This is a genomic window from Rhizobium sp. CF122, from assembly GCF_000282035.1.
In the GTDB taxonomy this organism is placed as follows: Bacteria; Pseudomonadota; Alphaproteobacteria; order Rhizobiales; family Rhizobiaceae; genus Rhizobium.
Genome location: NZ_AKKA01000096.1, coordinates 55,966 through 78,179 on the forward strand (window position 1 = coordinate 55,966; position 22,214 = coordinate 78,179).

The following is a 22,214-nucleotide window of genomic DNA, read 5'->3' on the forward strand; positions in this document are numbered from 1 at the left end:
TGATTTCTGCAATCGGGAGTTCTTTATGGCCTATCTGCTGCAGCAATTGGCGAACGCGGTCCCTGTGGCTGCACTCTACGCTGCGCTTGCGTTCGGCTACGCCATCGCCTTTGGGGTCACCAAGCGCGCCGATATCACCTATGGGGCGATCTTCGCCTTCTCGGGTCAGATTTTGCTGCTCTTCACCGACCTCGGCTACAACAGGCTCTGGCTGATCCTGCCGGCCGCGCTGGCAATGGGGACGCTGTTCTCGTTAATCTATTCAATGCTGGCGGCGGCCTGGATCGGCCGCTCCATCATGCTGCCACTGGTGCGCCAGTCCTCGAACACAGTGATCGTGGCGGCGCTCGGCATCACTATTGTCCTCATGGAAACGGCCAGGCTTGCATCCGACACGAAAAGCCTGTGGCTTTCGCCCTTCCTGAACAGCGTCGTTGTGTTCTGGAGTGACGGGGCGTTCAAGGTCGCGCTTACGGAGATCCAACTCATCAATACCGGATTGATGTGCGCCATGATCGCGCTTGGCGTTATCATCATGAGGGGTACGTCCTGGGGGCGGCTGTGGCGGGCCGTCACCGACGATCCTCTGGCGGCAGAACTATGCGGCACCAGCGCCGATCGCGTCTTCCTCGTTGCCTACGCGGCGGCAGGCTTGATTGCCACAGCATGTGGCATCCTCGCCACTTTCTACTACGGCACGATGGATTTCGGTGCCGGTCTGATGTTCGGCCTCAAGGTCTTGATGGTTGCTGCCGTCGGCGGATATTCGGACCCGTTGAAGTCAGCCGCAGGCGCAGCCGGTCTCGGTGTCGCGGAGACGATGTGGAGCGCCTACGGCCCCTATCTCTGGCGCGATCTTGTGGTGTTCTCGCTGCTTGTGCTTCTTCTCGTCCTCAGCAGGAGGGAGCGAGCCATACCCTGATTATTTCCACTTGTCGCGTGCGGCGTCATCCGCGTCCCTGGCCGCAACCCATTCGCCCGTAGCGCCATCCTTGCCGTGCTCCTTCTTCCAGAAGGGAGCGGCTGTCTTCAGGTAGTCCATCACGAAATTCGCACCGTCGAATGCAGCCTGTCTATGGGGCGCAGCGGCGACGACCAGCACGATATTCTCCCGCGCACCGATCTTGCCGTAGCGGTGGATTGCCGTCAGGCCGAGGAGCCCGAAGCGTTCGATCGCAAGGCTGGCGATCCGGCTCATCTCCGCCTCGGCCATGCCAGGATAATGTTCGAGTTCGAGCGCTGCGAGCCTGCCGCCTTCGTCACGGCACAAGCCTGAGAATGTCACGATCGCGCCTATGCCGCTGGCACGCGTGCTGAGCCGATCGACTTCCGCCTGAAGGTCGTAATCCTCGCGCTGGACGCGAATATCGGGCTCGACCTTGCTGCTCACGTCAGCCTCCGGTCATCGGCGGGAAAATGCCGATCTCCCTGGCATTCCCGATCGGCTCGTCGTGCTCGACATGCTCCTGGTCGATCGCGACGCGAATGACGTCGGGAAACTGAAGCGCGGTCTCATATTCTTCGCCCATCGTCTTCAAATGATTCAGAAGATCGGCAACGGTGACGACGGAAGAGGGCAGGGCTATCTCTTCTGCAGCCTTGCCGATCCGTTCGCGCACCCAGGCGAAATAGACGAGCTTTGTCATTCTTCATCATCCACGATGTGCTTCAGGCCCGCCCGGAAATAGTCGTAGCCGGTGTAGATCGTCAGAATCGCTGCGATCCAGAGAAGGCCGATGCCGGTCTTCGTCGTATAGGGGAATATTTCGTCACCAGCAGGGCCGGCCAGCAGGAATGCGATCGCGACCAGTTGCACCGTCGTCTTCCACTTGGCAATCCGGGTCACGGGCACGCTGACCTTGAGGGCCGCCAGATATTCGCGCAGTCCGGAGACAAGGATCTCGCGGCAGAGAATGGTGATCGCCGCCCAAATGGACCAGCCGGCGATCGTCTGGTCGGCAGCCACCAGCAGGAGAATGGACGCGACCAGCAGCTTGTCGGCGATCGGGTCGAGCATCCGGCCGATATTCGATGTCTGATTCCAAATGCGGGCGAGATAGCCGTCGAGAAAGTCGGTGATCGATGCGATGACGAAGATCCACAGCGCCACCCATCGCGCCGTATTGCTGATCGCAAGCTTTCCTTCGAGAAAGAAGCACAGCACGATCAACGGCACTGCCAGAATGCGGCCGTAAGTCAGCAGGTTCGGTATATTATATGCGCGCGATGCCATGAAACATGTCTCTGAAGTGATGTGCCCGTAGATGACGGCTTTGACCGCAAAGCGTCAACATTCTTTCTGTTTTTTCGCTGCCTTTGCGTGGAATTTGCGACCGTCTCCACCTATTTCGCGGCGTCGTCGTGAAAATGGTTGTAAACCTGCTTGGCGACGGTCTCAGAAATGCCCTCGACGGCCATCAGGTCGGAAAGAGCGGCGCGGGAGACCGCCTTGGCGGTTCCGAAATGCTGCAGCAGGGCGCGCTTGCGCGACGGCCCGATCCCGCCGATCTCGTCGAGCGGATTCTTAACCATCTCCTTCTTGCGCCGGGCACGATGCGAGCCGATGGCGAAGCGGTGCGCCTCGTCGCGCATGCGCTGAATGAAATAGAGGACGGGGTCGCGCGGCGGCAGGGTGAAGCTCTCGCGTCCCGGCGGGAAGAAGCGCTCGCGCCCGGCGTCTCGGTCGACTCCCTTGGCGACGCCGATGGCGATCACGCTGTCGGTAATCCCCAGCTCCTCAAGGATGGCGCGCACGGCCGTCATCTGTCCCTGTCCGCCGTCGATCAGGATGACGTCGGGCCAGGCGGGGAAGGACATGTCGGCTGCATCTGCCGGCGGTGCCTGCTGGCTACGGTCCGGAATTCCCTCTTCCTTGATTAGCCGGGAAAAGCGACGGGTCATCACTTCGCGCATCATACCGAAGTCGTCGCCGGGCGTGATGTCGGTCGATTTGATGTTGAACTTTCGGTACTGGTTCTTCACGAAGCCTTCCGGCCCCGCCACCACCATGCCACCGACCGCATTGGTGCCCATGATGTGGGAGTTGTCGTAGATTTCGACGCGCTGCGGCGTATAGGGAAGCCGGAACGTCTCCTTGAAGCCCTCGAGCAGGCGTGACTGCGAAGCCGTCTCCGCGAGCTTCCGACCGTGCGCCTCGCGTGCGTTGGCGATCACATGCTCGACCAGATCACGCTTCTCTCCGCGCTGTGGCACGAGGATGGACACCTTATGTCCGGTTTTTTCGCCGAGCGCGGCGGCAAGCAGTTCGATTTCCTCGACTGTCTCCGACAGCAGGACCTGCTTCGGCACTGGCTTGTCATCATAGAATTGCGCCAGGAAGGCGTTCAGCACCTCGGCTGCCGATAGTTGCGGATCAGCCTTTGGGAAGTAGGCGCGGTTGCCCCAGTTCTGTCCGGTGCGGAAGAAGAACACCTGGATACAGGAGACGCCGCCTTCATGATGGATGGCGAAGACATCCGCCTCTTCCACGCCGGCCGGATTGATGCCCTGGTGGCTGGAAACATGCGAGAGCGAGGCCAGACGGTCGCGGTAGACGGCGGCGCGTTCGAAGTCGAGATCCTCCGCCGCGAGGTTCATCGCCTTGGCCATATGTTCCTTGACCTTCTGGCTCTTGCCGGAAAGGAAGTCCTTGGCCTCCTGAACGAGCTCGCTGTAGCCCTCGTCGCTGATCTCACGTGTGCATGGCCCGGAACAACGCTTGATCTGATAGAGAAGACAGGGGCGGGTGCGCGTCTCGAAAACGCTGTCGGTACAGGTGCGAATGAGGAAGGCGCGCTGCAGCGAGTTGATCGTCCGACCGACGGCGCCGGCTGACGCAAAGGGGCCGAAATAGTCGCCCTTGCGGGCGCGGGCGCCGCGGTGTTTGAAGATCGCCGGGGCGCGGTGGTCGCCCGTGATCAAGATGTAGGGAAACGACTTGTCGTCGCGCAGCAGCACATTGAAGCGTGGCCGCAAGCGCTTGATCAGATTCGCTTCCAAGAGCAGCGCTTCGGTTTCGGTGCGCGTCGTTACGAACTCCATGTTCGCCGTCAGGCGCACCATTTGCGCGATACGGTTGGAGTGCACGCGGCCGAGCGCATAATTGCTAACGCGCTTCTTCAGACTGCGGGCCTTGCCGACATAGAGGACGTCGCCGGCCTCGTTGAACATGCGGTAGACACCCGGACTGTTCGGCAGCCGTTTGACAAATTCGGCAATCAGTTCGGCACCGACGAGGCCGGTTTCGTTGATCCCGCCTTCATTCCAATCGATCGCAGCCGAAATCGGCGCAGCGGAGGCCTCGCTCTCCACTTCGATATCGTCATCGCTTTCGTCCGTTTCGTCGTAAAGAACGCCGCCGTCCGGCAGCTTTCTTGAATTCATTCCATAATCTCCGCCACATCGGGCGTCTGCCAGGCAAGGTGCTGGCCGCCGTCGAGGGCAATCATTTGACCGGTGATCGAGGGCGTTTCGTAGAGGAAGCGAATCGTTTTGCCGAATTCCTCGAGCTTCGGCCCTCGCTTGAGGATAAGCGCTGAAACCTGCGCTTGGAAGTCTTCTTGCGACTGCCGTTCGCTTGGCATCGAGGGGCCGGGCCCGATGGCGTTGACGCGGATGCGCGGCGCGAGCGCCTGCGCCGTGGTCTGCGTCGCGGTCCACAAGGCTGACTTCGACAGTGTATAGGAATAGAAGCTCGGTCGCAGCGCCCAGACGCGCTGGTCGATAATGTTAATGATCAGACCATCCGCCCGTTCGGGCAGTTGCGCCGCAAAGTTCGCCGAGAGAATCGAGGGCGCGCGGACATGGACGGCGAAGTGCTCGTCCCAGGCCTTGGCGTCGATATGGCGGACGGAATCTTCGTGGAAAACAGAGGCATTGTTGACAAGCAGATCGATCGGTCCAAGCGTCTCTGAGACCTTCCTTATCAGATCGCTTGTCTCGTCAATTTTCTCGAGGTCAGCTTGCACGGCAAACGCCCGGGAGCCGCTTTGCCGCAATTCCGCCGCGAAATTCTCAGCCGCCTCAATCGAACGGCTGGCGTGGATCGCAACCGAAAATCCATTCGCGGCCAGATCCTCGACTATCGCCCTGCCTATTCTTTTGGCCGCCCCGGTCACGAGTGCCGTCCGAAGTCTTTTCTCGTTCAAAATCATGCCTTCTCGCCGCGAAACTCTGTTCGCTGCTTATATAGGCGCGGGAGAAGGTGAGATAAATAGCCGTTTTGATTGCGACGGCGCCGGAATTACTGTATGTATTATTTAAGAATATATTTCCGTAAAATAAGTATTCATGATTTAACCATTCATTATGGTTAACAAATATTCTGTTGCGACAAAGCAACATCGAATTTCAGCCATCCAGGTGCCACAATCAAATCACAATTTGGCTCTTTCAAATCCTCAATTGGGCATCAATTTCTCTCCCTAACCGCAAGGGACATTTGTAATAGCCCGCGAATGCTTCGCTGTAGGACAGTTGACGAAGGACGCGGGTCTGAAAGGAGACGAGTATGCGTACGTTTATTGCTAGCCTGTTGGTTTCGACCGTTGCCCTTGGTGGGTTTTCCGCCGCTTATGCAGCCGATGCCGTTGATCAGATCCCGGAAGCTCCGGTTGCACAGAATGAACCGGCTCCAGCGGCCAACTGGCAGGGCTTCTATCTCGGCGGTGCCGGCACCTACAACATGGGCGGCTTTGGCGACAAGTACAACGCGCGCGCTCTCGGCGGTCAGATCTACACCGGCTACAATTGGCAGGCTGGCCAGATCGTATACGGTGCCGAAGCCGACATCGGCTACTCCGGCGCTGACGGTGCTGCTGGCGGTGGCTCCGGCAAGAACGAAGTCAACGGCTCTATCCGCGGCCGTATCGGTTACGATCTGAACCCGTTCCTGCTGTACGGCACGGCCGGTCTTGCTGCTACGAAGAACAAGTTCAGCAACGCAGCCGGCTCTGACACCGACACGTCGCTCGGTTACACGGTTGGTGCGGGTGCAGAAACCTTCGTGACCAACAACATCACGGCCCGTGTCGAGTACCGTTACACCAACTACGCTGACAGCGACTTCAACGTCGGCGGCGCGAACATTTCGCGCGGCTACGACGAGCACAGCGTCAAGGTCGGTATCGGCGTCAAGTTCTAAGCCGAACATCAACTGCGGAAAAGCCGGGCTCTAGCCCGGCTTTTTTGTCTATGCGAGGAACCCTTAGACCTGCTTGGGGAAATCGGTCGAGACGGCAAGTTCACGCCATGCGGCGAGTTCCTTCGCGACATGCTCGTTCTTCGCTTCGATCACCGCGACGGTGTCGCTGCCGAACGGCATGCGCAGCGGCGGGTTTTCGGCGTGCGCCAAGGTGACCATCGCCTTAGCAAGTCGGGCAGGGTCGCCGGGCTGCTGATGATTATGGCCGGCAGCGAATTCGCGCATCGCGCCGACAGGCGTTTGCTGATAGTCGGCGATCGAACTCGGGCTGACGGCAAGTGAGCTCTCATCCAGAAAGTCGGTGCGGAAAAAGCCGGGCTCGACGACCGTCACCTTGATGCCAAGCGGAGCCACTTCGGCAGCGAGAGCCTCGGACAGGCCCTCGACGGCGAACTTCGTCGAGCAATAGATACCCCAACCGGCATGCGACTCGTAGCCGCCGATGGACGAGATGTTAAGCACATTCCCGGAGCGCTGGCGGCGCATGTGCGGCAGGACCGCGCGGGTAACCTTCAAGAGACCAAAGACGTTCGTGGCGTAGAGCTTCTCGATCTCTTCGGTGGTTGCTTCTTCCACGGCGCCCAGAAGCCCGAAGCCGGCATTGTTGAGCAGCACGTCGATCCTCCCGAAGCGCTTCACGGCTGCTTCCGCTGCCTTGTGCGCAGAGGCTTCGTCGGTCACGTCAAGCGACACGGCGAGCAGATGGGGATGATTGCCGAACTTCTCCTCAAGACCCTTCGGATTGCGCGCCGTCGCGACGACGGCGTCGCCGGCATTGAGAGCTTCCTGAGCGATAAGGGCGCCGAAACCACGCGATGCCCCTGTGATGAACCAAACACGCATGACGATCTCCTTTGTCCGTTGCGCTGCGATTTGCTTACGGAGTGAAGGTAGCGTATTGGCAGAGATGAGAGAATTTACGTTGTGTTTCATAACTTGCTGAGAAAAATTCATCAATGAAGCGTGTGCGCTCTACCGACCTGGCGATCTTCCTCGCGATCGCAAATCACCGAAGCTTCCGGAAAGCCTCGGTCGAACTGGGTGTTACGGCCTCCGCGCTGAGCCACGCATTAAGGGCAATCGAAGAGAGGCTGGCGGTTCGTTTGATCAACCGGACGACCCGCGGCGTGGCCTTGACTGAGGCCGGCGAGCGACTGTTCGATCGCATCCGGCCTGCATTCCTCGATATTGACGCAGCACTCGACGATCTCAACAATTTCCGCGGCCAACCGCATGGCAAGCTACGCATCAATGCGGCGCGGGCTTCCACCAAGCTTGTGCTCTTGCCGATCGTCTCGCGCTTCCTGAAGGCCTACCCCTCCGTCGAGGTCGAGATCGTCATCGATGACGCGCTGGTCGATATGGTGTCATCTGGCTTCGACGCCGGCGTGCGTTTCGGCGAAAGTATTGCCGCGGACATGATCGCCGTGCCGATCGGTCCGCGTCATCGCTTCGCAGTGGTTGCGGCGCCGAATTATTTCGAGGGCAGGGGTAGGCCGGTGACGCCGCACGATCTGCGCGACCACGAATGCGTGCGTTACCGTTTTGCCGGCGGCGCGTTCTATCGATGGGAGTTCGAACGCGGCGGGATCGAACTGGAGATCGAGGTCGCCGGTCCCCTGACGCTGGGGGATCAGGACATCATGCTGGATGCCGTGCTGCACGGCTGCGGCCTCGGATATCTTTTCGAGGAGCAGGTGCAGAAGGCGGTGGCCGATGGCAGGCTGATACGCGTGCTCGAAGACTGGTGTCCCTTCTATCCGGGCTTCTTCCTCTATTATCCGAGCCGTCGGCAGCTGCCGACGGCGCTGCGCGCCTTCATCGATTTCGCCAAGACCGACCAAGGCTAGCCTCAACTCTGAGGCTTCAGGTCGTCATAGGCGGCAAACTTCTTTTCGAACCGGCGAAGCCAGCCGATGAGTTCGGAATGATCGGCCTCCCACTGGCCCTTGAAGCGCAGATCGAGGTAGCCGAGCGTTGCCGCCAGTGCGAAATGGCCGCCATGCAGCCGCTTACCGATCTTCGGTAGGTGAACGGCGAGGTGATTCAAGCCACTGACGGCCTTCTTCCATTGCCGGTCGATCCAGGGCTGGTGTACCTTTTCCTCGTCGCGGAAACGCCGCTCGTAGACGATTGCGAGAAGGCAGTCGCAGATTCCGTCGCAAAGCGCCTCGAGGATTTCAGCCTCCGTCCGTTTGCTGTTCTTCGAGGGATAAAGCTTCTTGCCTTTCAGTCGGCCGAAATAGTGCATGATGGCGATGCTGTCGAAGATCGACAGTCCGTCGTCGGTGAGCAGCGTCGGGATTTTGCCAAGCGGGTTGTTGTCGACAAGGATTGCCGGGCCGGCATTGGTGTCCACACGGATTTCGATGACATCGAGTTCCAGGTAGTGCGCGGCCATCCGTACTTTGCTGGAATAGGGAGAGCTTGGAGCGCAAAGAATCTTCATGGTCGTTGTTCCATATGGTTATGTCTCGGCGCGACTATTTCGCGCCGCCAGGAGTCGGTCAATCCTCCTTTGCCGCCCTGCTTTCACCGCGTAGCCAGAATGCGCGATGCGAGGCGTAGCGATCCTGCGCCAGATGGTCCTTGAGCGCGGGCAGCAAAGCATGCAGCTCGTCCTTCAACGTGAAGGGCGGATTGACGATAATCAGGCCGGAGCCTGTCAGCCCCGTGATGCCGCGATCGCTGCGCACGCTGAGTTCGGTGCAAAGCACTTTCGGAATATCGAGGGCCTGCAATGCCTCATGGAATTCCTTGATCGGCGCGCCCTTCTTCAGCGGATACCAAAGGCAGTAGGTGCCGCCGGGGAAACGGCGGTAGGCCTTTGCCAGACCATCCACCAGCCGTTCGTATTCGCCATCCTCCTCGAACGGCGGATCGACCAGGACGATGCCGCGCTTCTCTTTCGGCGGCAGGTGCGCGCCGAGCGACAGCCAGCCGTCAAGCTCGGTGATGCGTGCATGATGATCGCCCTCGAAGAGCCGATGCAGCCGCGCGAAATCCTCCGGATGCAGCTCCATGGCGGAAAGCCTGTCTTGTGGGCGAAACAGCATTCGCGAGAGCTTTGGCGAACCGGGATAAAAGCGGATGCCGCCTTCCGGGTTCAGTTCTCGGACAGCGGAAAGATATGGCTCCAACAGCTCTGCGACCTGCGGAGCGAGGTCCGCCCCCAGGAGCTTGCCGATACCCTCGTTCCACTCGCCGGTCTTTTGTGCCTCCTCGGAGGACAAATCATAGAGTCCGATACCGGCATGGGTATCGAGCACGCGAAACGCCGCATCCTTCTTCTGCAGGTAGCGGATCAGCCGCGCCAGAACGGCGTGCTTGAGCACATCGGCAAAATTGCCCGCGTGGTAGATGTGGCGGTAGTTCATTTTTGCTGATGCCCGTTATGAATTCGCCTGATCGACGTCATTTGTGACTTTTGGCCGGTTTCCGGTTCGAATATAGAAAAGCCATGAACATTGCGACCCCCATTCACGCCAAATCCGCCAAGTCGAACATCAGGCTCGGTCACACTGCCTGTCCGCACGACTGTCCCTCGACCTGCGCGCTGGAGGTGGAGATCAGTGACGATGGCCGCATCGGCCGTGTGCGCGGCGCAAACGATCACAGCTATACCTCGGGCGTTATCTGCGCCAAAGTCGCGCGCTACGCCGAACGACTTTATCATCCGGACCGGCTGATGCATCCCCTGCGCCGAACCGGCGCCAAGGGGGCAGGGCAGTGGCAGCAGATTTCCTGGGACGAGGCGCTGGATGAAATCGCCGAAGCCTTCGTCAAGGCCGAAGCCCGGGACGGCAGTGAGGCGATCTGGCCTTACTACTATGCCGGAACCATGGGTTGGGTTCAGCGCGACTCGATCGATCGCCTGCGCCACGCCAAGCGCTATTCCGGCTTCTTCTCGTCGATCTGCACCAATCCGGCCTGGACCGGCTTCACGATGGCGACAGGGACGCTGCGGGGACCTGACCCGCGCGAGATGGGCCGCACCGATTGCGTCGTGATCTGGGGTACGAACGCGGTGTCCACACAGGTCAACGTGATGACCCACGCCATCAAGTCCCGCAAGGAACGCGGCGCCAAGATCGTCGTCGTCGATATCTACGACAATCCGACGATGAAGCAGGCCAACATGGCGCTGATCGTCAAGCCGGGTACGGACGCGGCACTTGCCTGTGCGGTCATGCATATCGCCTTCCGCGACGGCTACGCCGATCGCGACTACATGGCCAAATACGCCGACGATCCAGGCGGCCTTGAAGCGCATCTGAAAACGAAAACGCCGGAATGGGCTGCGGCCATCACTGGTCTGTCTGTGGACGAGATCGAGGCCTTTGCACGGCTCGTCGGCACGACGAAGAAGACCTATTTCCGCCTCGGCTACGGCTTCACGCGGCAGCGTAACGGCGCCGTCGCCATGCACGCCGCTGCCTCCATCGCCACCGTCCTCGGCTCCTGGCAATATGAAGGCGGCGGGGCCTTCCATTCGAACAGCGATATCTTCCGCATGAACAATGCGGAACTGACGGGCAAGTCGATGAAGGATGCGGATATCCGCATGATCGACCAGTCGCAAATCGGCCGTGCGTTGGCAGGCGATGCCGTAGCGCTGCGCCATCGCGGCCCGGTCACGGCCATGCTGATCCAAAACACCAACCCGGTGAACATCGCGCCGGAGCAGCGGCTGGTGAAGCGCGGTTTTGCCCGCGACGACCTCTTCGTCGCCGTCCACGAGCAGTTCATGACGGAGACGGCCGAAATGGCCGATATCGTCATCCCGGCAACGATGTTCGTCGAGCATGACGATATCTACCGCGCTGGTGGCCAGAACCACATCCTCCTCGGTCCCAAGTTGGTCGAGCCGCCATCGACGGTGCGAACGAACCTGTTCGTGATCGAGGAACTGGCCAAACGGCTCGGCGTCGCCGATCGCCCCGGCTTCGGCTTCACCGCGCGCGAAATGATCGATCGGGTTCTCGAGGCCAGCAACCTGCCGGGCTACGATCATTTCCTCGAACACAAATGGTTCGACCGTCAGCCGGATTTCGAGGATGCGCATTTCCTCAAGGGATTCGCGCATCCGGATGGCAAGTTCCATTTCCGGCCGGACTGGGTCAACGGTCCCGCGCCGAATAAACCGCCGGCCGCCGTCGGGGCTCTTGGCCCGCACGAGCGACTGCCGCCGTTCCCGGATCAGGTGGATGTCATTGAGGTGGCGGATGCCGAGCATCCGTTCCGGCTCGCAACATCGCCGGCGCGCAACTTCCTGAATTCGAGTTTCTCGGAGACGAAGACCTCGCGCCAGAAAGAGGGGCGACCGGAGCTGATGATGAATCCGACGGATGCTGCCGACGGCGGCATTGAGCATGGTGACCTCGTGCGGATCGGCAACAGTCGTGGTGACCTGCGCATCCACGTGCGCATCACCGATGAGGTCAAGCCGGGTGTGCTGATCGCCGAAGGTCTCTGGCCGAACAAGGCGCATGTCGATGGCGAAGGCATCAACGTGCTGACTGGCGCAGATCCGGTCGCGCCATACGGCGGCGCGGCGGTTCACGACAACAAGGTCTGGCTGCGCAGGGATGCCGCATGACGAAGTTTGACAAGGCAAAAGCCGAGATCGTCGATGTAAAGACGCTCTCGAGCGGATGGACGCGTCTCAGCGGCTTCCAGATCGACTACACGGATTCCGACGGCAAGACACACCGACTGCAGCGCGAGGTCTATCATCGCACACCCGCAGCGACGATCCTGCTCTACGATCCAAAGCGCGACACGGTTGTCCTGGTCCGGCAGTTCCGCCTGCCGGTCTACCTTCATGATGAACCGGCCTGGATCATCGAGGCGCCGGCGGGCCTGCTCGATGGCGATGAGCCGGAAGCCGCGATCCGCCGCGAAGCCATGGAAGAAACCGGATTTCGCATTCGAGACATGCGCTTCCTGTTCAAGGCCTACAGCTCGCCGGGCTCGAGCATGGAGCTGCTGCACTTCTTCGCCGCATCGATCGATACGACCGATCGGGTATCGAACGGTGGCGGACTTGCCGAGGAACACGAGGATATCGAAGTTCTGGAAGTGCCGCTCGGCAAGGCGATGACGATGATTGAGCAGGGCGAGATCGTCGACGCAAAGACGATTATCCTGCTGCAGTGGGCGACATTGAACCGCGAGACGTTACTCTAGAGCGAAATCGGCCGCAAATGCTCCACGGCGGCGGCTTGTTTCAGCTTTGCAGCAGTTGTGACCAGCGGCAGGCGTGAAGTTGGTCAACCACATGACCAACTCGTCTTTGCGTTCACACCTATGTCATGAATCAGCGCTATGCGCTCCGGCTTGTCACAATTACCCTCTCGGAGCAGATCCATGTGGCTCAGCAATTTTACTCTTGTCCTTCCAGATGAGATCGTGAGCCACGGCTCGGTGCGCGTCGAGGACGGCGCGATCGCTGAAGTTCGGCAACAGCCGGTCGCCAACGCCGCCATCGATGGCGGCGGGCGCCTGCTGATGCCGGGTTTTGTCGATCTTCACGGCGACATGGTGGAACGCGAGATCGCGCCGCGCCCGAACGCGCCGATGCCAATCGATTTCAGCATTCACGAACTGGATAAGAAGCTGGCGGCGGCTGGCGTCACGACCGCCTTTGCCGCCGTCTCCTTCGCGACAGAGAGCGTCTACGGTCATGTCCGTTCGCTTGAGACGACCTCGGCCGTCATCGAGGGTATCAACCGGCTTAAGGATGACCTGCTGATCGATCACCGCGTCCACGCGCGCTACGAGATCACCAACCTCGGTGCCGCACCCACGCTTGAGAAGCTGCTCGATGCCGGTCATGTCGATATGGTTTCGCTGACGGACCACACGCCTGGGCAGGGCCAGTACAACAACATCGAAAGCTACATCCTGAGCATTGCCGAACGCCGCGCCATTTCCGAGGAGATGGCCGCCGAGATGGTCACCAAGCGCATCGAGATGCGCGACAATCCGGACATCGAGATCAAGCTGAAGCGGGTCGTCGATCTTGCCCTGAAATACAAGCTTTCGCTCGCCTCCCACGACGACGACAGCGCCGAAAAGGTCGCGCAAATGCACGATCTCGGAGTCACGATCAGCGAATTTCCGGTGACGCTTGCCGCGGCAGAAGAGGCGCGTCGCCGGGGTCTGTGGACGCTGATGGGCGCTCCGAATGCCCTACGCGGACAATCCATGTCCGGCAATCTCAGTGCGCTCGACGCCGCGGCAGCCGGCCTGCTGACGGTTGTCGCCGCTGATTACCATCCCGCAGCCTTCGTGCCTGGCATTTTCAAGATCGCCGATCGCACGAGCCTGCCCCATGCCGTCGCCATGGCGACGCGCAATGCGGCCCGCTCGGCCGGTCTTCTGGATCGAGGCGAGATCGCCCTCGGCCAGCAGGCGGATCTCGTGGTCGTCGAGATTGGTGACGTGCACCGCATCCGCGCCACGTTCCGCAAGGGCCGTTTCGTCTACAGCGATGGTACGCTGCATCAGCCGCGGGCGCTTGCCGCCTGAGTTCAGGCGCGCTCGCCGATGATCGAAATGACTTTGCCGTTTTCCGCTGACGTGGCGAGGGCGCCTGTGCTGACGGCTTTGCCGCCTTCCATCTGCACCTTGCCTTCGGCAAACAGCCGCAGCGCCTGCGGGTAGAGCTGGTGCTCGACGGTTAGCACGCGCGCCGCTAGGCTCTCGGCACTGTCGTCGGAGCGGATCGGCACGGCCGCCTGGCCGATGACTGGCCCTTCATCCATGCCTTCGGTAACGAAGTGAACGGTGCATCCCGTCACCCGCATGCCAGCATCGATCGCCCGCTGATGGGTGTGCAGGCCGGGGAAGAGCGGAAGTAGGGACGGGTGGATGTTGATCATCCGGCCTTCGTAGCGCTGGATGAAAGTGCCGCTCAGCAGCCGCATGTATCCGGCAAGGCAGAGGATGTCGGGAGACAGTTGATCGAGCGCCGCAAAGATCGCTTCCTCGTGCGCTTCCTTGCTGTCGTAGTCCTTGCGGACGAAGGCGAATGTCCGAATGCCTTCGGCTGCCGCCTTGGCAAGTCCGCCGGCATCGGCCTTGTCGGAGATGACGCCGACGATTTCTGCCGGATAGTCGGCAGCCTTGGCCGCGGCGACTAGCGCCATCATGTTGGAACCGCCGCCGGAGATGAAGACGACGGCGCGTTTGCGCGGCGTCGTCATATGGCGAGCGTACCCTTGTAGAGCGTACCGGCTGCACCCTCGGCGCGGGCAATCATGCGGCCGAGCGCCACGACCGTCTCGCCTTCAGCTTCGAGCGCGGCGGTGACGGTCGCAACGTTCTCAGCCGAAACGACTGCGATCATGCCGATGCCGCAGTTGAAGGTGCGCAGCATTTCCTTGGCCTCAACGCCGCCCGTCTTGGAAAGCCAGGAGAACACCGTAGGAACCTTGACAGCAGCAAGATCGATCTCGGCTGCCAGATGCTTCGGCAGAACGCGCGGAATATTCTCCGGGAAGCCGCCGCCGGTGATGTGCGCCAGCGCCTTGATGGCTTTGGTTTCGCGGATCGCCTTCAGGAGCGGCTTTACATAGATGCGCGTCGGCGTCAGCAGTGCTTCGCCAAGGCTCTTGTCTTCCGCGAACGGAGCCGGGGCATCCCAGGCGAGGCCCGAAATCCCGACGATCTTGCGCACGAGCGAAAAGCCGTTGGAGTGAACACCCGAGGAAGCAAGGCCAAGAATGACGTCGCCCTCGGCAATGTCGCCCGAGGGGAGCAACTGGCCACGCTCGGCAGCGCCGACGGCAAAGCCGGCAAGGTCGTAGTCGCCGGAGGAATACATGCCCGGCATCTCGGCCGTCTCGCCGCCGATCAGTGCACAGCCTGCATCGCGGCAGCCGGCAGCAATGCCTTCGACGATCGCCGCACCCTGGTCGGGGTCAAGCTTACCCGTGGCAAAGTAATCGAGGAAGAACAGCGGCTCGGCGCCTTGGACGACCAGATCGTTGACGCACATGGCAACGAGATCGATGCCGACCGTGTCATGAAAATCGGCGTCGATCGCGATTTTCAGCTTGGTACCGACGCCGTCATTGGCGGCGACGAGAACCGGATCGGTGAAACCAGCTGCCTTCAGGTCGAACAGGCCGCCGAAGCCGCCGATTTCGCCGTCGGCGCCGGGGCGGCGCGTCGAGCGCACGGCGGGCTTGATCTTCTCCACCAGAAGGTTTCCGGCATCGATATCGACGCCTGCGTCGCTATAGGTCAGGCCGTTTTTTCCAGACTGGCTCATGCTGCTCTCCGATGGCTGTGCAGGGGCGGGAAATGTCACCGCCTCAATATGCGGGTCGCCATTGCATGACACGGGCCTACATGCAAGGGATTGCATGGAAAAAGCCCCAATTTCCCGCTCTTTTGACGTAGGCCCTCCGGATTTTCAGCGGCGGGGTTGACCATTCTCTCAGCCACATCCTATGTGCTCGAAAGGTTGCATCGTGACGATGCGGCAAAACGAGACGGTCGATCAGCGGGGAATGTGATGCCACAGCAGGTTAGCGGGGCAGGTCTGAAGCGCCAGGTCATCTTCTGGCTGATCGTACTCGCCTTCTTCATCGGCTTCCTCTTCCTCTTCAGTTCGATCCTACTCCCGTTCCTCGCAGGGATGGCGCTCGCCTATTTCCTCGATCCGGTCGCCGATCGGCTGGAACGCTTTGGGCTGAGCCGCCTGATGGCGACGATCGTCATCTTGATCGCCTTCATCGTCGTGATCGTGCTGGCCTTGATGATCCTGATACCGGTTTTGGCGAGCCAGTTCAGCGATTTTGCCGGTCGCCTGCCGGGCTATATCGATCAGTTGCAGACATTCATTACAACGTCGCAGAACTCTCTCATGCCGGATTGGGTGAGGAACCAGCTCGGGACGATCAAGAACAACTTCTCCGAAATCCTGTCGCAGGGATTTGGACTCCTGACTGGCCTCTTTGGTCAGGTCTGGAGCTCGGGTCTTGCCGTCGTCAACGTGATCTCGCTGATGATCGTTACGCCGGTTGTGGCCTTCTACATGCTGCTTGATTGGGATCGCATGATTGCAAAGGTCGATCAGTACATTCCGCGCGACTATGTAGCCAATGTCCATCAGATCATGCGCGAGATCGACCAGGCGATCGCCGGGTTCATTCGCGGGCAGGGTTCGCTCTGCCTCATCCTGGGCATCTGGTATGCGGTTGGCCTGTCGTTGGTCGGCTTGAACTTCGGCCTGCTGATCGGTCTGTTCGCGGGTATGATCAGCTTCATTCCCTATGTGGGCTCGTTGGTGGGGCTAGTCCTTGCCGTCGGCGTTGCCATCGTCCAGTTCTGGCCCGATTACATCTGGGTCGGCGCGGTGCTCGCGGTATTTTTCAGCGGTCAGTTCATGGAAGGAAACATCCTACAGCCGAAGCTGGTGGGACACAGCGTCGGGCTGCATCCGGTTTGGTTGATGTTCGCGCTCTTTGCCTTTGGCGCGCTGTTCGGCTTTGTTGGCCTCTTGGTCGCCGTGCCGGCGGCTGCCGCGGTCGGCGTGCTTGTCCGTTTTGCGCTTTCGCGCTACCTTGAGAGCGATCTCTATGCTGGCGGGTCGAAGATTGGCCAGGTCGGCAAGACAAAAGCTGATCCCAAATGACTGATGTGAAAAACGCTGCTCCAAGGCGCAATGCCGTCGAACAGCTTCCCTTGGCCTTTTCGCACGATGCGGCAACCGGGCGCGACGATCTGTTGATCTCCGAACGGCTTGCGGCGGCCGTCTCGATCGTCGATGCCTGGCCGCACTGGCCTTCGCCCGTCGTGATCCTCGCCGGTCCAGTGGGCTCCGGAAAATCGCATCTGGCGAACATCTGGAAAGATCACAGTGGTGCCGTCGATATTCATCCAAGGGCCGGTGCCAACGCGGCGATCGATGCCGCCAATGGTCCGGTGCTGTTCGAGGATGTCGATCGGCTTGGCTTCGACGACAATGAACTCTTCCATGTGATAAACAGCGTGCGGGAAAATGGTCACAGTCTTCTGATGACAAGCCGCCTGTGGCCGATGTCCTGGCCGGTAGAACTGCCGGATTTGCGCTCGCGTCTAAAGGCTGCGACGGTTGTTGAGATCGGGGAACCGGACGAGGAACTGCTGTCACAGGTCATTGTGAAGCTGTTTGCTGACCGCCAGCTTTATATTGATGACAAACTGGTCCTCTATATAGTCAACCGGATGGAGCGGTCGCTGAACGCGGCCCAGACAATTGTGGACAGGCTTGATCGACTTGCCCTCTCTCGAGGCACGAAGATTACTCGAACTCTCGCCGCTGAAGTGTTGAATGAATTGGGCAATTCGGAGCCGGCGGATTGACTGTCACAGTTCTGTCGTGAAACTGATATAATTCGCTGGGCGAATGAAACGGGACAATCAGACCATGGATAGTGCAGTCGCGGAGCATCACGAACCTACTCCGGAAACCAATGAGACTGTGCCATCGCTGGAAGAACTGCTCGCCAGTCCTGAACGTTTCATCAATCGCGAATTCTCTTGGCTGCAGTTCAATCGCCGTGTTCTCGAGGAGACGCTGAACATCGAGCATCCGCTGCTTGAACGCGTCCGCTTCCTGTCGATCTCGGCAGCAAACCTCGACGAATTCTTCATGGTCCGTGTTGCAGGCCTCGAGGGGCAGGTGCGTCAGAACATCGTTGTTCGCACGCCCGACGGCAAGACGCCTGCAGAACAACTGGATGCCATCCTTCAGGAAATCGACAATCTGCAGATGGAGCAGCAGGCATCGCTTGCCGTGCTCCAGCAGTATCTCGCCAAGGAAGACATCCTGATCGTCCGTCCGGGTGCCCTCAGTGCATCCGATCGGGCCTGGCTCGCAACGGAGTTCGAGCAGGCGATCTTCCCAGTGTTGACGCCGCTGTCGATCGACCCGGCCCACCCGTTCCCCTTCATCCCGAACCTCGGCTTCTCGATCGGGCTGCAGCTCGTCAGCAAGAACGGCCGTGAGCCCATGACGGCGCTGTTGCGCCTGCCACCGGCACTCGACCGCTTCGTGCGACTGCCCGACGACGGCAACACCATCCGTTACATCACGCTTGAGGACGTCGCCAATGTCTTCATTCACCGGCTCTATCCTGGCTACGAAGTGCAGGGCTCCGGCACATTCCGGATCATTCGCGACAGCGATATCGAAGTCGAGGAAGAAGCCGAAGACCTCGTGCGCTTTTTCGAAACGGCACTGAAGCGCCGTCGCCGTGGATCAGTGATCCGTATCGAGACCGATTCGGAGATGCCCGCGTCGCTGCGCCAGTTCGTTGTTCAGGCCCTCAGTGTTCCGGAAAATCGCGTCGCCGTTCTGCCCGGACTGCTGGCCCTGAACACGCTGTCCGAGATCACCAAGGCGCCGCGTGAAGATCTTCGATTTCCGTCCTACAACGCGCGATTTCCTGAACGCGTCCGAGAGCACGCCGGCGACTGCTTCGCTGCCATCCGCGAAAAGGACATGGTGGTTCACCATCCCTACGAATCTTTCGACGTGGTGGTCCAGTTTCTGCTCCAGGCTGCACGCGATCCTGACGTCCTGGCGATAAAGCAGACCCTCTACCGCACGTCGAACGACAGCCCGATCGTCCGTGCACTGATCGACGCGGCCGAATCCGGCAAGTCCGTTACGGCCCTGGTGGAGCTGAAAGCCCGCTTTGATGAAGAGGCCAATATCCGCTGGGCGCGCGACCTGGAGCGCGCTGGCGTACAGGTCGTCTTCGGCTTCATCGAGTTGAAAACACACGCCAAGATGTCGCTGGTCGTCCGCCGCGAAGAGGGTAAGCTTCGCAGCTACTGCCATCTCGGCACTGGCAACTATCATCCGGTCACCGCGAAGATTTATACCGACCTGTCGTTCTTCACCTGCAATCCGGTGATCGCGCACGATATGGCGAATATCTTCAACTTCATCACCGGCTATGGTGAGCCGGAAGAGAGCATGAAACTGGCGGTTTCTCCCTACACGCTGCGCTCGCGCATCGTTCGCCACATCGAGGAAGAGATCAAACACGCCAAGAACGGCGCGCCGGCGGCGATCTGGATGAAGATGAATTCGCTCGTCGACCCTGAGATCATCGACGCGCTTTACACGGCAAGCAGCGCCGGCGTTGAGATCGATCTTGTCATTCGAGGCATCTGCTGCCTGCGCCCACAAGTGCCTGGTCTGTCCGACAATATCCGGGTGAAGTCGATCGTCGGACGCTTCCTGGAGCACAGCCGCATCTTCTGCTTCGGCAATGGGCACGGGCTGCCGTCCGACAAGGCGCTGGTTTATATCGGCTCTGCGGACATGATGCCGCGCAACCTCGATCGCCGTGTCGAAACGCTCGTCCCACTGACGAATCCGACGGTCCACGAGCAGGTTCTCTCACAGATTATGCTCGGCAATATCATTGACAATCAGCAAAGCTACGAGATATTGCCCGACGGTACGTCCAGGCGCATGGAGGTGCGCAAGGGCGAGGAGCCGTTCAACGCGCAGCAGTATTTCATGACCAACCCCAGCCTGTCCGGTCGTGGCGAAGCCTTGAAATCCAGTGCGCCTAAGCTGATCGCCGGCCTGCTTTCCGGCCGAAACAACAAGTAATATTGGACCTGCATGGTTGAATCAGAAGCCCAGGGGCGCCTTCCAGGGATTGCCCCGGTCTCCGTTGTCGATATCGGGTCGAACTCGATCCGTGTGGTCATCTATGAAGGTATGTCCCGTTCGCCGACGATCCTTTTCAACGAAAAGGTGTTGTGCGGGCTCGGCAAGGGCATTGCGCTGACCGGCAAGATGGATGAGGCGAGCGTCGAGCGCGCTCTGGCCGCTCTTCACCGGTTCAAGGCATTGTCCGATCAGGCGCGCGCTGCCACCATGTTCGTGCTGGCGACCGCGGCTGCCCGCGAAGCATCAAATGGACCGGATTTTATCCATCAGGCAGAAACAATTCTGCAGCGTAAGGTCCGCGTTCTCTCCGGTGAAGAAGAGGCGAAGTTCTCCGCCCTCGGCATTGTCAGCGGCTTCTATGAGCCGGACGGTATTGCTGGTGACCTGGGCGGCGGTTCGCTCGAACTGATTGATATCAAGGGCAAGGAAATCGGCAACGGCGTAACCTTGCCGCTTGGCGGCCTTCGCCTGTCCGAATATGCCGGCGGCTCGATGGAGAAGGCCCGCACGTTTGCTCGCAAGCATGTGAGAACAAGCTCCAAACTTCTGGCGAAGGGCGCTGGGCGCACCTTCTACGCCGTGGGGGGCACCTGGCGAAACATCGCCAAGCTGCACATGGAATTGACGCAGTATCCGCTGCATATGATGCAAGGTTACGAGGTCTCGCTCGAGGCGATGATGCAGTTCCTCGATCAGGTGGAGATCGCCAGGGACTCGAGAGATCCCGCATGGTTGGCCGTCTCGAAGCATCGCCGCGCGTTGCTTCCCTTCGGCGCGGTCGCCATGAAGGAAGTCCTGAGTGCGATGAACCCCTCTGTTATCTCGTTTTCGGGGCAGGGCGTGCGCGAAGGCTACCTCTATTCATTGCTTTCCGACAGCGAGCGCCGCAGCGATCCACTATTGGCCGCGGCGGGCGAGCTTGCCATTCTCCGTGCCCGTTCGCCGGAGCATGCCAGAGAACTGGCGGAGTGGACCGGTCGGATGATGCCCTATTTCGGCATCACCGAGACGAAAGAAGAGGCGCGCTATCGTCAGGCCGCATGCCTGCTCGCCGACATCAGCTGGCGCGCACATCCCGACTATCGCGGCTTGCAGGCACTGAACATCATTGCCCATTCGTCCTTCGTCGGCATCAGCCATCCCGGCCGGGCATTCATCGCGCTCACCAACTACTACCGGTTCGAGGGGCCGCATGATGACGGCGCGACGGGGCCGTTGGCGACGATCGCTACGCCGCAATATGTCGAGCGCGCCAAACTGCTCGGCGGAATGCTGCGGGTCGTCTACCTTTTCTCGGCATCCATGCCGGGCGTGGTCCGCAACCTGAGTTTCCAGAAGTCGTCCAATCCCGATCTGGACCTGGAGTTCGTGGTTCCGGCGGAGTACAGCGACTTTGCCGGTGAGCGCCTTGATGGCCGCCTGCAACAGTTGTCCAGACTCACCAACAAGCGCTTGGCTTTCCGCTTCGAGTAGCGCTTCGCGCTTGACCAAGGCACACCGCCGCGAACAAACCGACGACTTTGTTGATCGCTTATGGCGCATTCCCACAAATTTCGTCCCTAAGTTGACGTATTGGTTCGGTATGCTTGCAACCAACATCACGAGCGAAATTTGGGCGAGAGACATGATCACGGATATTGAGGACTTTTTTACGAAAGGATGCGGACGCTGCGAGCGGTTTGCGACACCGGACTGTTCGACACGGCAATGGATTGACGGCCTAAACGAACTTCGCCGCATCTGTCGCGATGCGGGCCTCGTCGAGACGGTGAAATGGGCGCATCCCTGCTACATGCACGAAGGCCGCAATATCGTGATACTCGGTGCCTTCCGCGGCGATTTTCGCGCAAGTTTCTTTAACGCCGCACTGATGAAGGATCCCGAAGGCGTGCTTGAGAAGCAGGGATCGAACACCCAACATCCCGACATGCTCCGTTTTGTAAGCAATGCACAGGTAGCAAAGATGGAACCCGTCATCCGGTCCTACTTGAAGGAGGCGATGGGCTATGCGGAGGCAGGCATTAAGCTGCCTAAAGAGCAAAGCCAAATAGAACTGCCTGACGAGTTGGTGGAGGCCCTGGATTCCGACCCTGAACTTGCCGAGGCTTTTCACGAGCTGACGCCCGGCCGGCAGAAAAGCTACGTGATCAATCTCAACGGGGTGAAAAAGTCGGAAACGCGAACGACGCGGATTGCTAAATTCCGAGATCACATTCTCGCTGGAAAGGGCGCAACAGAGCGGTAGTCCGAATTTTCGAACGCCGAACCGATCTGGTGTCTGCCGCGTCATTCCCGAAAAAGCCCCGCTCCTTCGAGCGGGGC

Annotated in this window: 21 protein-coding genes; 11 read left to right on the plus strand and 10 right to left on the minus strand. The window is 60.0% G+C overall.

Going from position 1 to position 22,214, the window contains the following annotated elements; genetic code table 11:
• Nucleotides 1-25 precede the first annotated feature (25 nt).
• Entirely contained in the window at nucleotides 26-922 is an 897-nt protein-coding gene (locus PMI09_RS24985) for a branched-chain amino acid ABC transporter permease (RefSeq protein WP_007800981.1), read from the plus strand.
• Here PMI09_RS24985 and PMI09_RS24990 read toward each other — a convergent pair whose 3' ends face one another.
• From PMI09_RS24990 to PMI09_RS25010, 5 genes are all read right to left on the minus strand, one after another.
• Nucleotides 923-1,390, minus strand: a complete 468-nt coding sequence (locus PMI09_RS24990) for a molybdenum cofactor biosynthesis protein MoaE (protein WP_007800983.1) — start codon at nucleotides 1,388-1,390, stop codon at nucleotides 923-925.
• 1 nt (nucleotide 1,391) lies between these two features.
• Nucleotides 1,392-1,646, minus strand: a complete 255-nt coding sequence (gene moaD / locus PMI09_RS24995; RefSeq protein WP_007800985.1) for a molybdopterin converting factor subunit 1 — start codon at nucleotides 1,644-1,646, stop codon at nucleotides 1,392-1,394.
• On the minus strand, nucleotides 1,643-2,233 hold the full coding sequence (pgsA, locus tag PMI09_RS25000) for a CDP-diacylglycerol--glycerol-3-phosphate 3-phosphatidyltransferase (RefSeq protein ID WP_007800987.1): 591 nt from the start codon (nucleotides 2,231-2,233) through the stop codon (nucleotides 1,643-1,645). The genes moaD and pgsA overlap by 4 nt, the downstream gene beginning before the upstream one ends.
• 110 nt (nucleotides 2,234-2,343) lie before the next feature.
• Nucleotides 2,344-4,383 (minus strand): excinuclease ABC subunit UvrC, encoded by a 2,040-nt coding sequence (gene uvrC, locus PMI09_RS25005; protein WP_007800990.1) that lies wholly within the window; start codon nucleotides 4,381-4,383, stop codon nucleotides 2,344-2,346.
• On the minus strand, nucleotides 4,380-5,147 hold the full coding sequence (locus PMI09_RS25010; protein ID WP_037084034.1) for an SDR family oxidoreductase: 768 nt from the start codon (nucleotides 5,145-5,147) through the stop codon (nucleotides 4,380-4,382). Before PMI09_RS25010 ends, uvrC begins: the two co-directional genes overlap by 4 nt.
• 362 nt (nucleotides 5,148-5,509) lie before the next feature.
• Here PMI09_RS25010 and PMI09_RS25015 point away from each other — a divergent pair, with 362 nt between their 5' ends.
• Nucleotides 5,510-6,142, plus strand: coding sequence for an outer membrane protein (locus PMI09_RS25015; RefSeq protein WP_007800994.1), 633 nt, complete (start codon nucleotides 5,510-5,512; stop codon nucleotides 6,140-6,142).
• Between the two features lie 63 nt (nucleotides 6,143-6,205).
• Here the strand turns inward: PMI09_RS25015 and PMI09_RS25020 are convergent, their stop codons facing one another.
• Nucleotides 6,206-7,045: an oxidoreductase gene (locus PMI09_RS25020; RefSeq protein ID WP_007800996.1), complete on the minus strand. Its 840-nt coding sequence runs from the start codon at nucleotides 7,043-7,045 to the stop codon at nucleotides 6,206-6,208.
• A gap of 113 nt (nucleotides 7,046-7,158) precedes the next feature.
• On the opposite strand from PMI09_RS25020, the gene PMI09_RS25025 reads away from it, so the two are divergent.
• Nucleotides 7,159-8,052, plus strand: a complete 894-nt coding sequence (locus PMI09_RS25025) for a LysR family transcriptional regulator (protein WP_007800998.1) — start codon at nucleotides 7,159-7,161, stop codon at nucleotides 8,050-8,052.
• Between the two features lie 2 nt (nucleotides 8,053-8,054).
• On the opposite strand, the gene PMI09_RS25030 is transcribed toward PMI09_RS25025, so the two are convergent.
• Together PMI09_RS25030 and PMI09_RS25035 are read right to left on the minus strand one after the other, a co-directional pair.
• Nucleotides 8,055-8,651, minus strand: coding sequence for a glutathione S-transferase family protein (locus tag PMI09_RS25030; protein WP_007801000.1), 597 nt, complete (start codon nucleotides 8,649-8,651; stop codon nucleotides 8,055-8,057).
• A 58-nt stretch (nucleotides 8,652-8,709) separates the two neighbouring features.
• Nucleotides 8,710-9,579 carry a 23S rRNA (adenine(2030)-N(6))-methyltransferase RlmJ gene (locus tag PMI09_RS25035; RefSeq protein WP_007801002.1) on the minus strand — a complete coding sequence of 290 codons (870 nt, stop codon included), beginning with the start codon at nucleotides 9,577-9,579 and terminating at the stop codon, nucleotides 8,710-8,712.
• A gap of 83 nt (nucleotides 9,580-9,662) precedes the next feature.
• Between PMI09_RS25035 and PMI09_RS25040 the strand changes: the two genes are divergently transcribed.
• The 3 genes from PMI09_RS25040 (at nucleotide 9,663) to PMI09_RS25050 (ending at nucleotide 13,735) form a co-directional block, all read left to right on the plus strand.
• Nucleotides 9,663-11,801 carry a molybdopterin-containing oxidoreductase family protein gene (locus PMI09_RS25040; RefSeq protein ID WP_007801004.1) on the plus strand — a complete coding sequence of 713 codons (2,139 nt, stop codon included), beginning with the start codon at nucleotides 9,663-9,665 and terminating at the stop codon, nucleotides 11,799-11,801.
• On the plus strand, nucleotides 11,798-12,391 hold the full coding sequence (locus tag PMI09_RS25045; RefSeq protein WP_007801006.1) for an NUDIX domain-containing protein: 594 nt from the start codon (nucleotides 11,798-11,800) through the stop codon (nucleotides 12,389-12,391). The genes PMI09_RS25040 and PMI09_RS25045 overlap by 4 nt, the downstream gene beginning before the upstream one ends.
• A 180-nt stretch (nucleotides 12,392-12,571) precedes the next feature.
• Nucleotides 12,572-13,735, plus strand: coding sequence for an alpha-D-ribose 1-methylphosphonate 5-triphosphate diphosphatase (locus PMI09_RS25050; RefSeq protein ID WP_007801008.1), 1,164 nt, complete (start codon nucleotides 12,572-12,574; stop codon nucleotides 13,733-13,735).
• A gap of 2 nt (nucleotides 13,736-13,737) precedes the next feature.
• Here the strand turns inward: PMI09_RS25050 and purN are convergent, their stop codons facing one another.
• Both purN and purM read right to left on the minus strand, forming a co-directional pair.
• A complete protein-coding gene (gene purN, locus PMI09_RS25055) occupies nucleotides 13,738-14,412 on the minus strand; it encodes a phosphoribosylglycinamide formyltransferase (RefSeq protein ID WP_007801010.1) in 675 nt (224 codons plus the stop codon).
• Nucleotides 14,409-15,482: a phosphoribosylformylglycinamidine cyclo-ligase gene (gene purM / locus PMI09_RS25060; protein ID WP_007801013.1), complete on the minus strand. Its 1,074-nt coding sequence runs from the start codon at nucleotides 15,480-15,482 to the stop codon at nucleotides 14,409-14,411. The genes purN and purM overlap by 4 nt, the downstream gene beginning before the upstream one ends.
• Before the next feature lie 246 nt (nucleotides 15,483-15,728).
• On the opposite strand from purM, the gene PMI09_RS25065 reads away from it, so the two are divergent.
• The 5 genes from PMI09_RS25065 (at nucleotide 15,729) to PMI09_RS25085 (ending at nucleotide 22,137) form a co-directional block, all read left to right on the plus strand.
• The gene (locus PMI09_RS25065) at nucleotides 15,729-16,850 is read left to right on the plus strand and encodes an AI-2E family transporter (RefSeq protein WP_007801015.1); all 1,122 of its coding nucleotides are present in this window, start codon (nucleotides 15,729-15,731) and stop codon (nucleotides 16,848-16,850) included.
• Nucleotides 16,847-17,560, plus strand: coding sequence for a DnaA regulatory inactivator HdaA (gene hdaA, locus PMI09_RS25070; protein WP_007801017.1), 714 nt, complete (start codon nucleotides 16,847-16,849; stop codon nucleotides 17,558-17,560). The genes PMI09_RS25065 and hdaA overlap by 4 nt, the downstream gene beginning before the upstream one ends.
• A 64-nt stretch (nucleotides 17,561-17,624) precedes the next feature.
• A complete protein-coding gene (locus PMI09_RS25075; RefSeq protein WP_007801020.1) occupies nucleotides 17,625-19,829 on the plus strand; it encodes an RNA degradosome polyphosphate kinase in 2,205 nt (734 codons plus the stop codon).
• Between the two features lie 12 nt (nucleotides 19,830-19,841).
• On the plus strand, nucleotides 19,842-21,365 hold the full coding sequence (gene ppx / locus PMI09_RS25080; protein ID WP_007801022.1) for an exopolyphosphatase: 1,524 nt from the start codon (nucleotides 19,842-19,844) through the stop codon (nucleotides 21,363-21,365).
• Nucleotides 21,366-21,516: 151 nt separating this feature from the next.
• Nucleotides 21,517-22,137, plus strand: a complete 621-nt coding sequence (locus PMI09_RS25085; protein ID WP_037084037.1) for a YdeI/OmpD-associated family protein — start codon at nucleotides 21,517-21,519, stop codon at nucleotides 22,135-22,137.
• The last annotated feature ends 77 nt before the right edge of the window (nucleotides 22,138-22,214 follow it).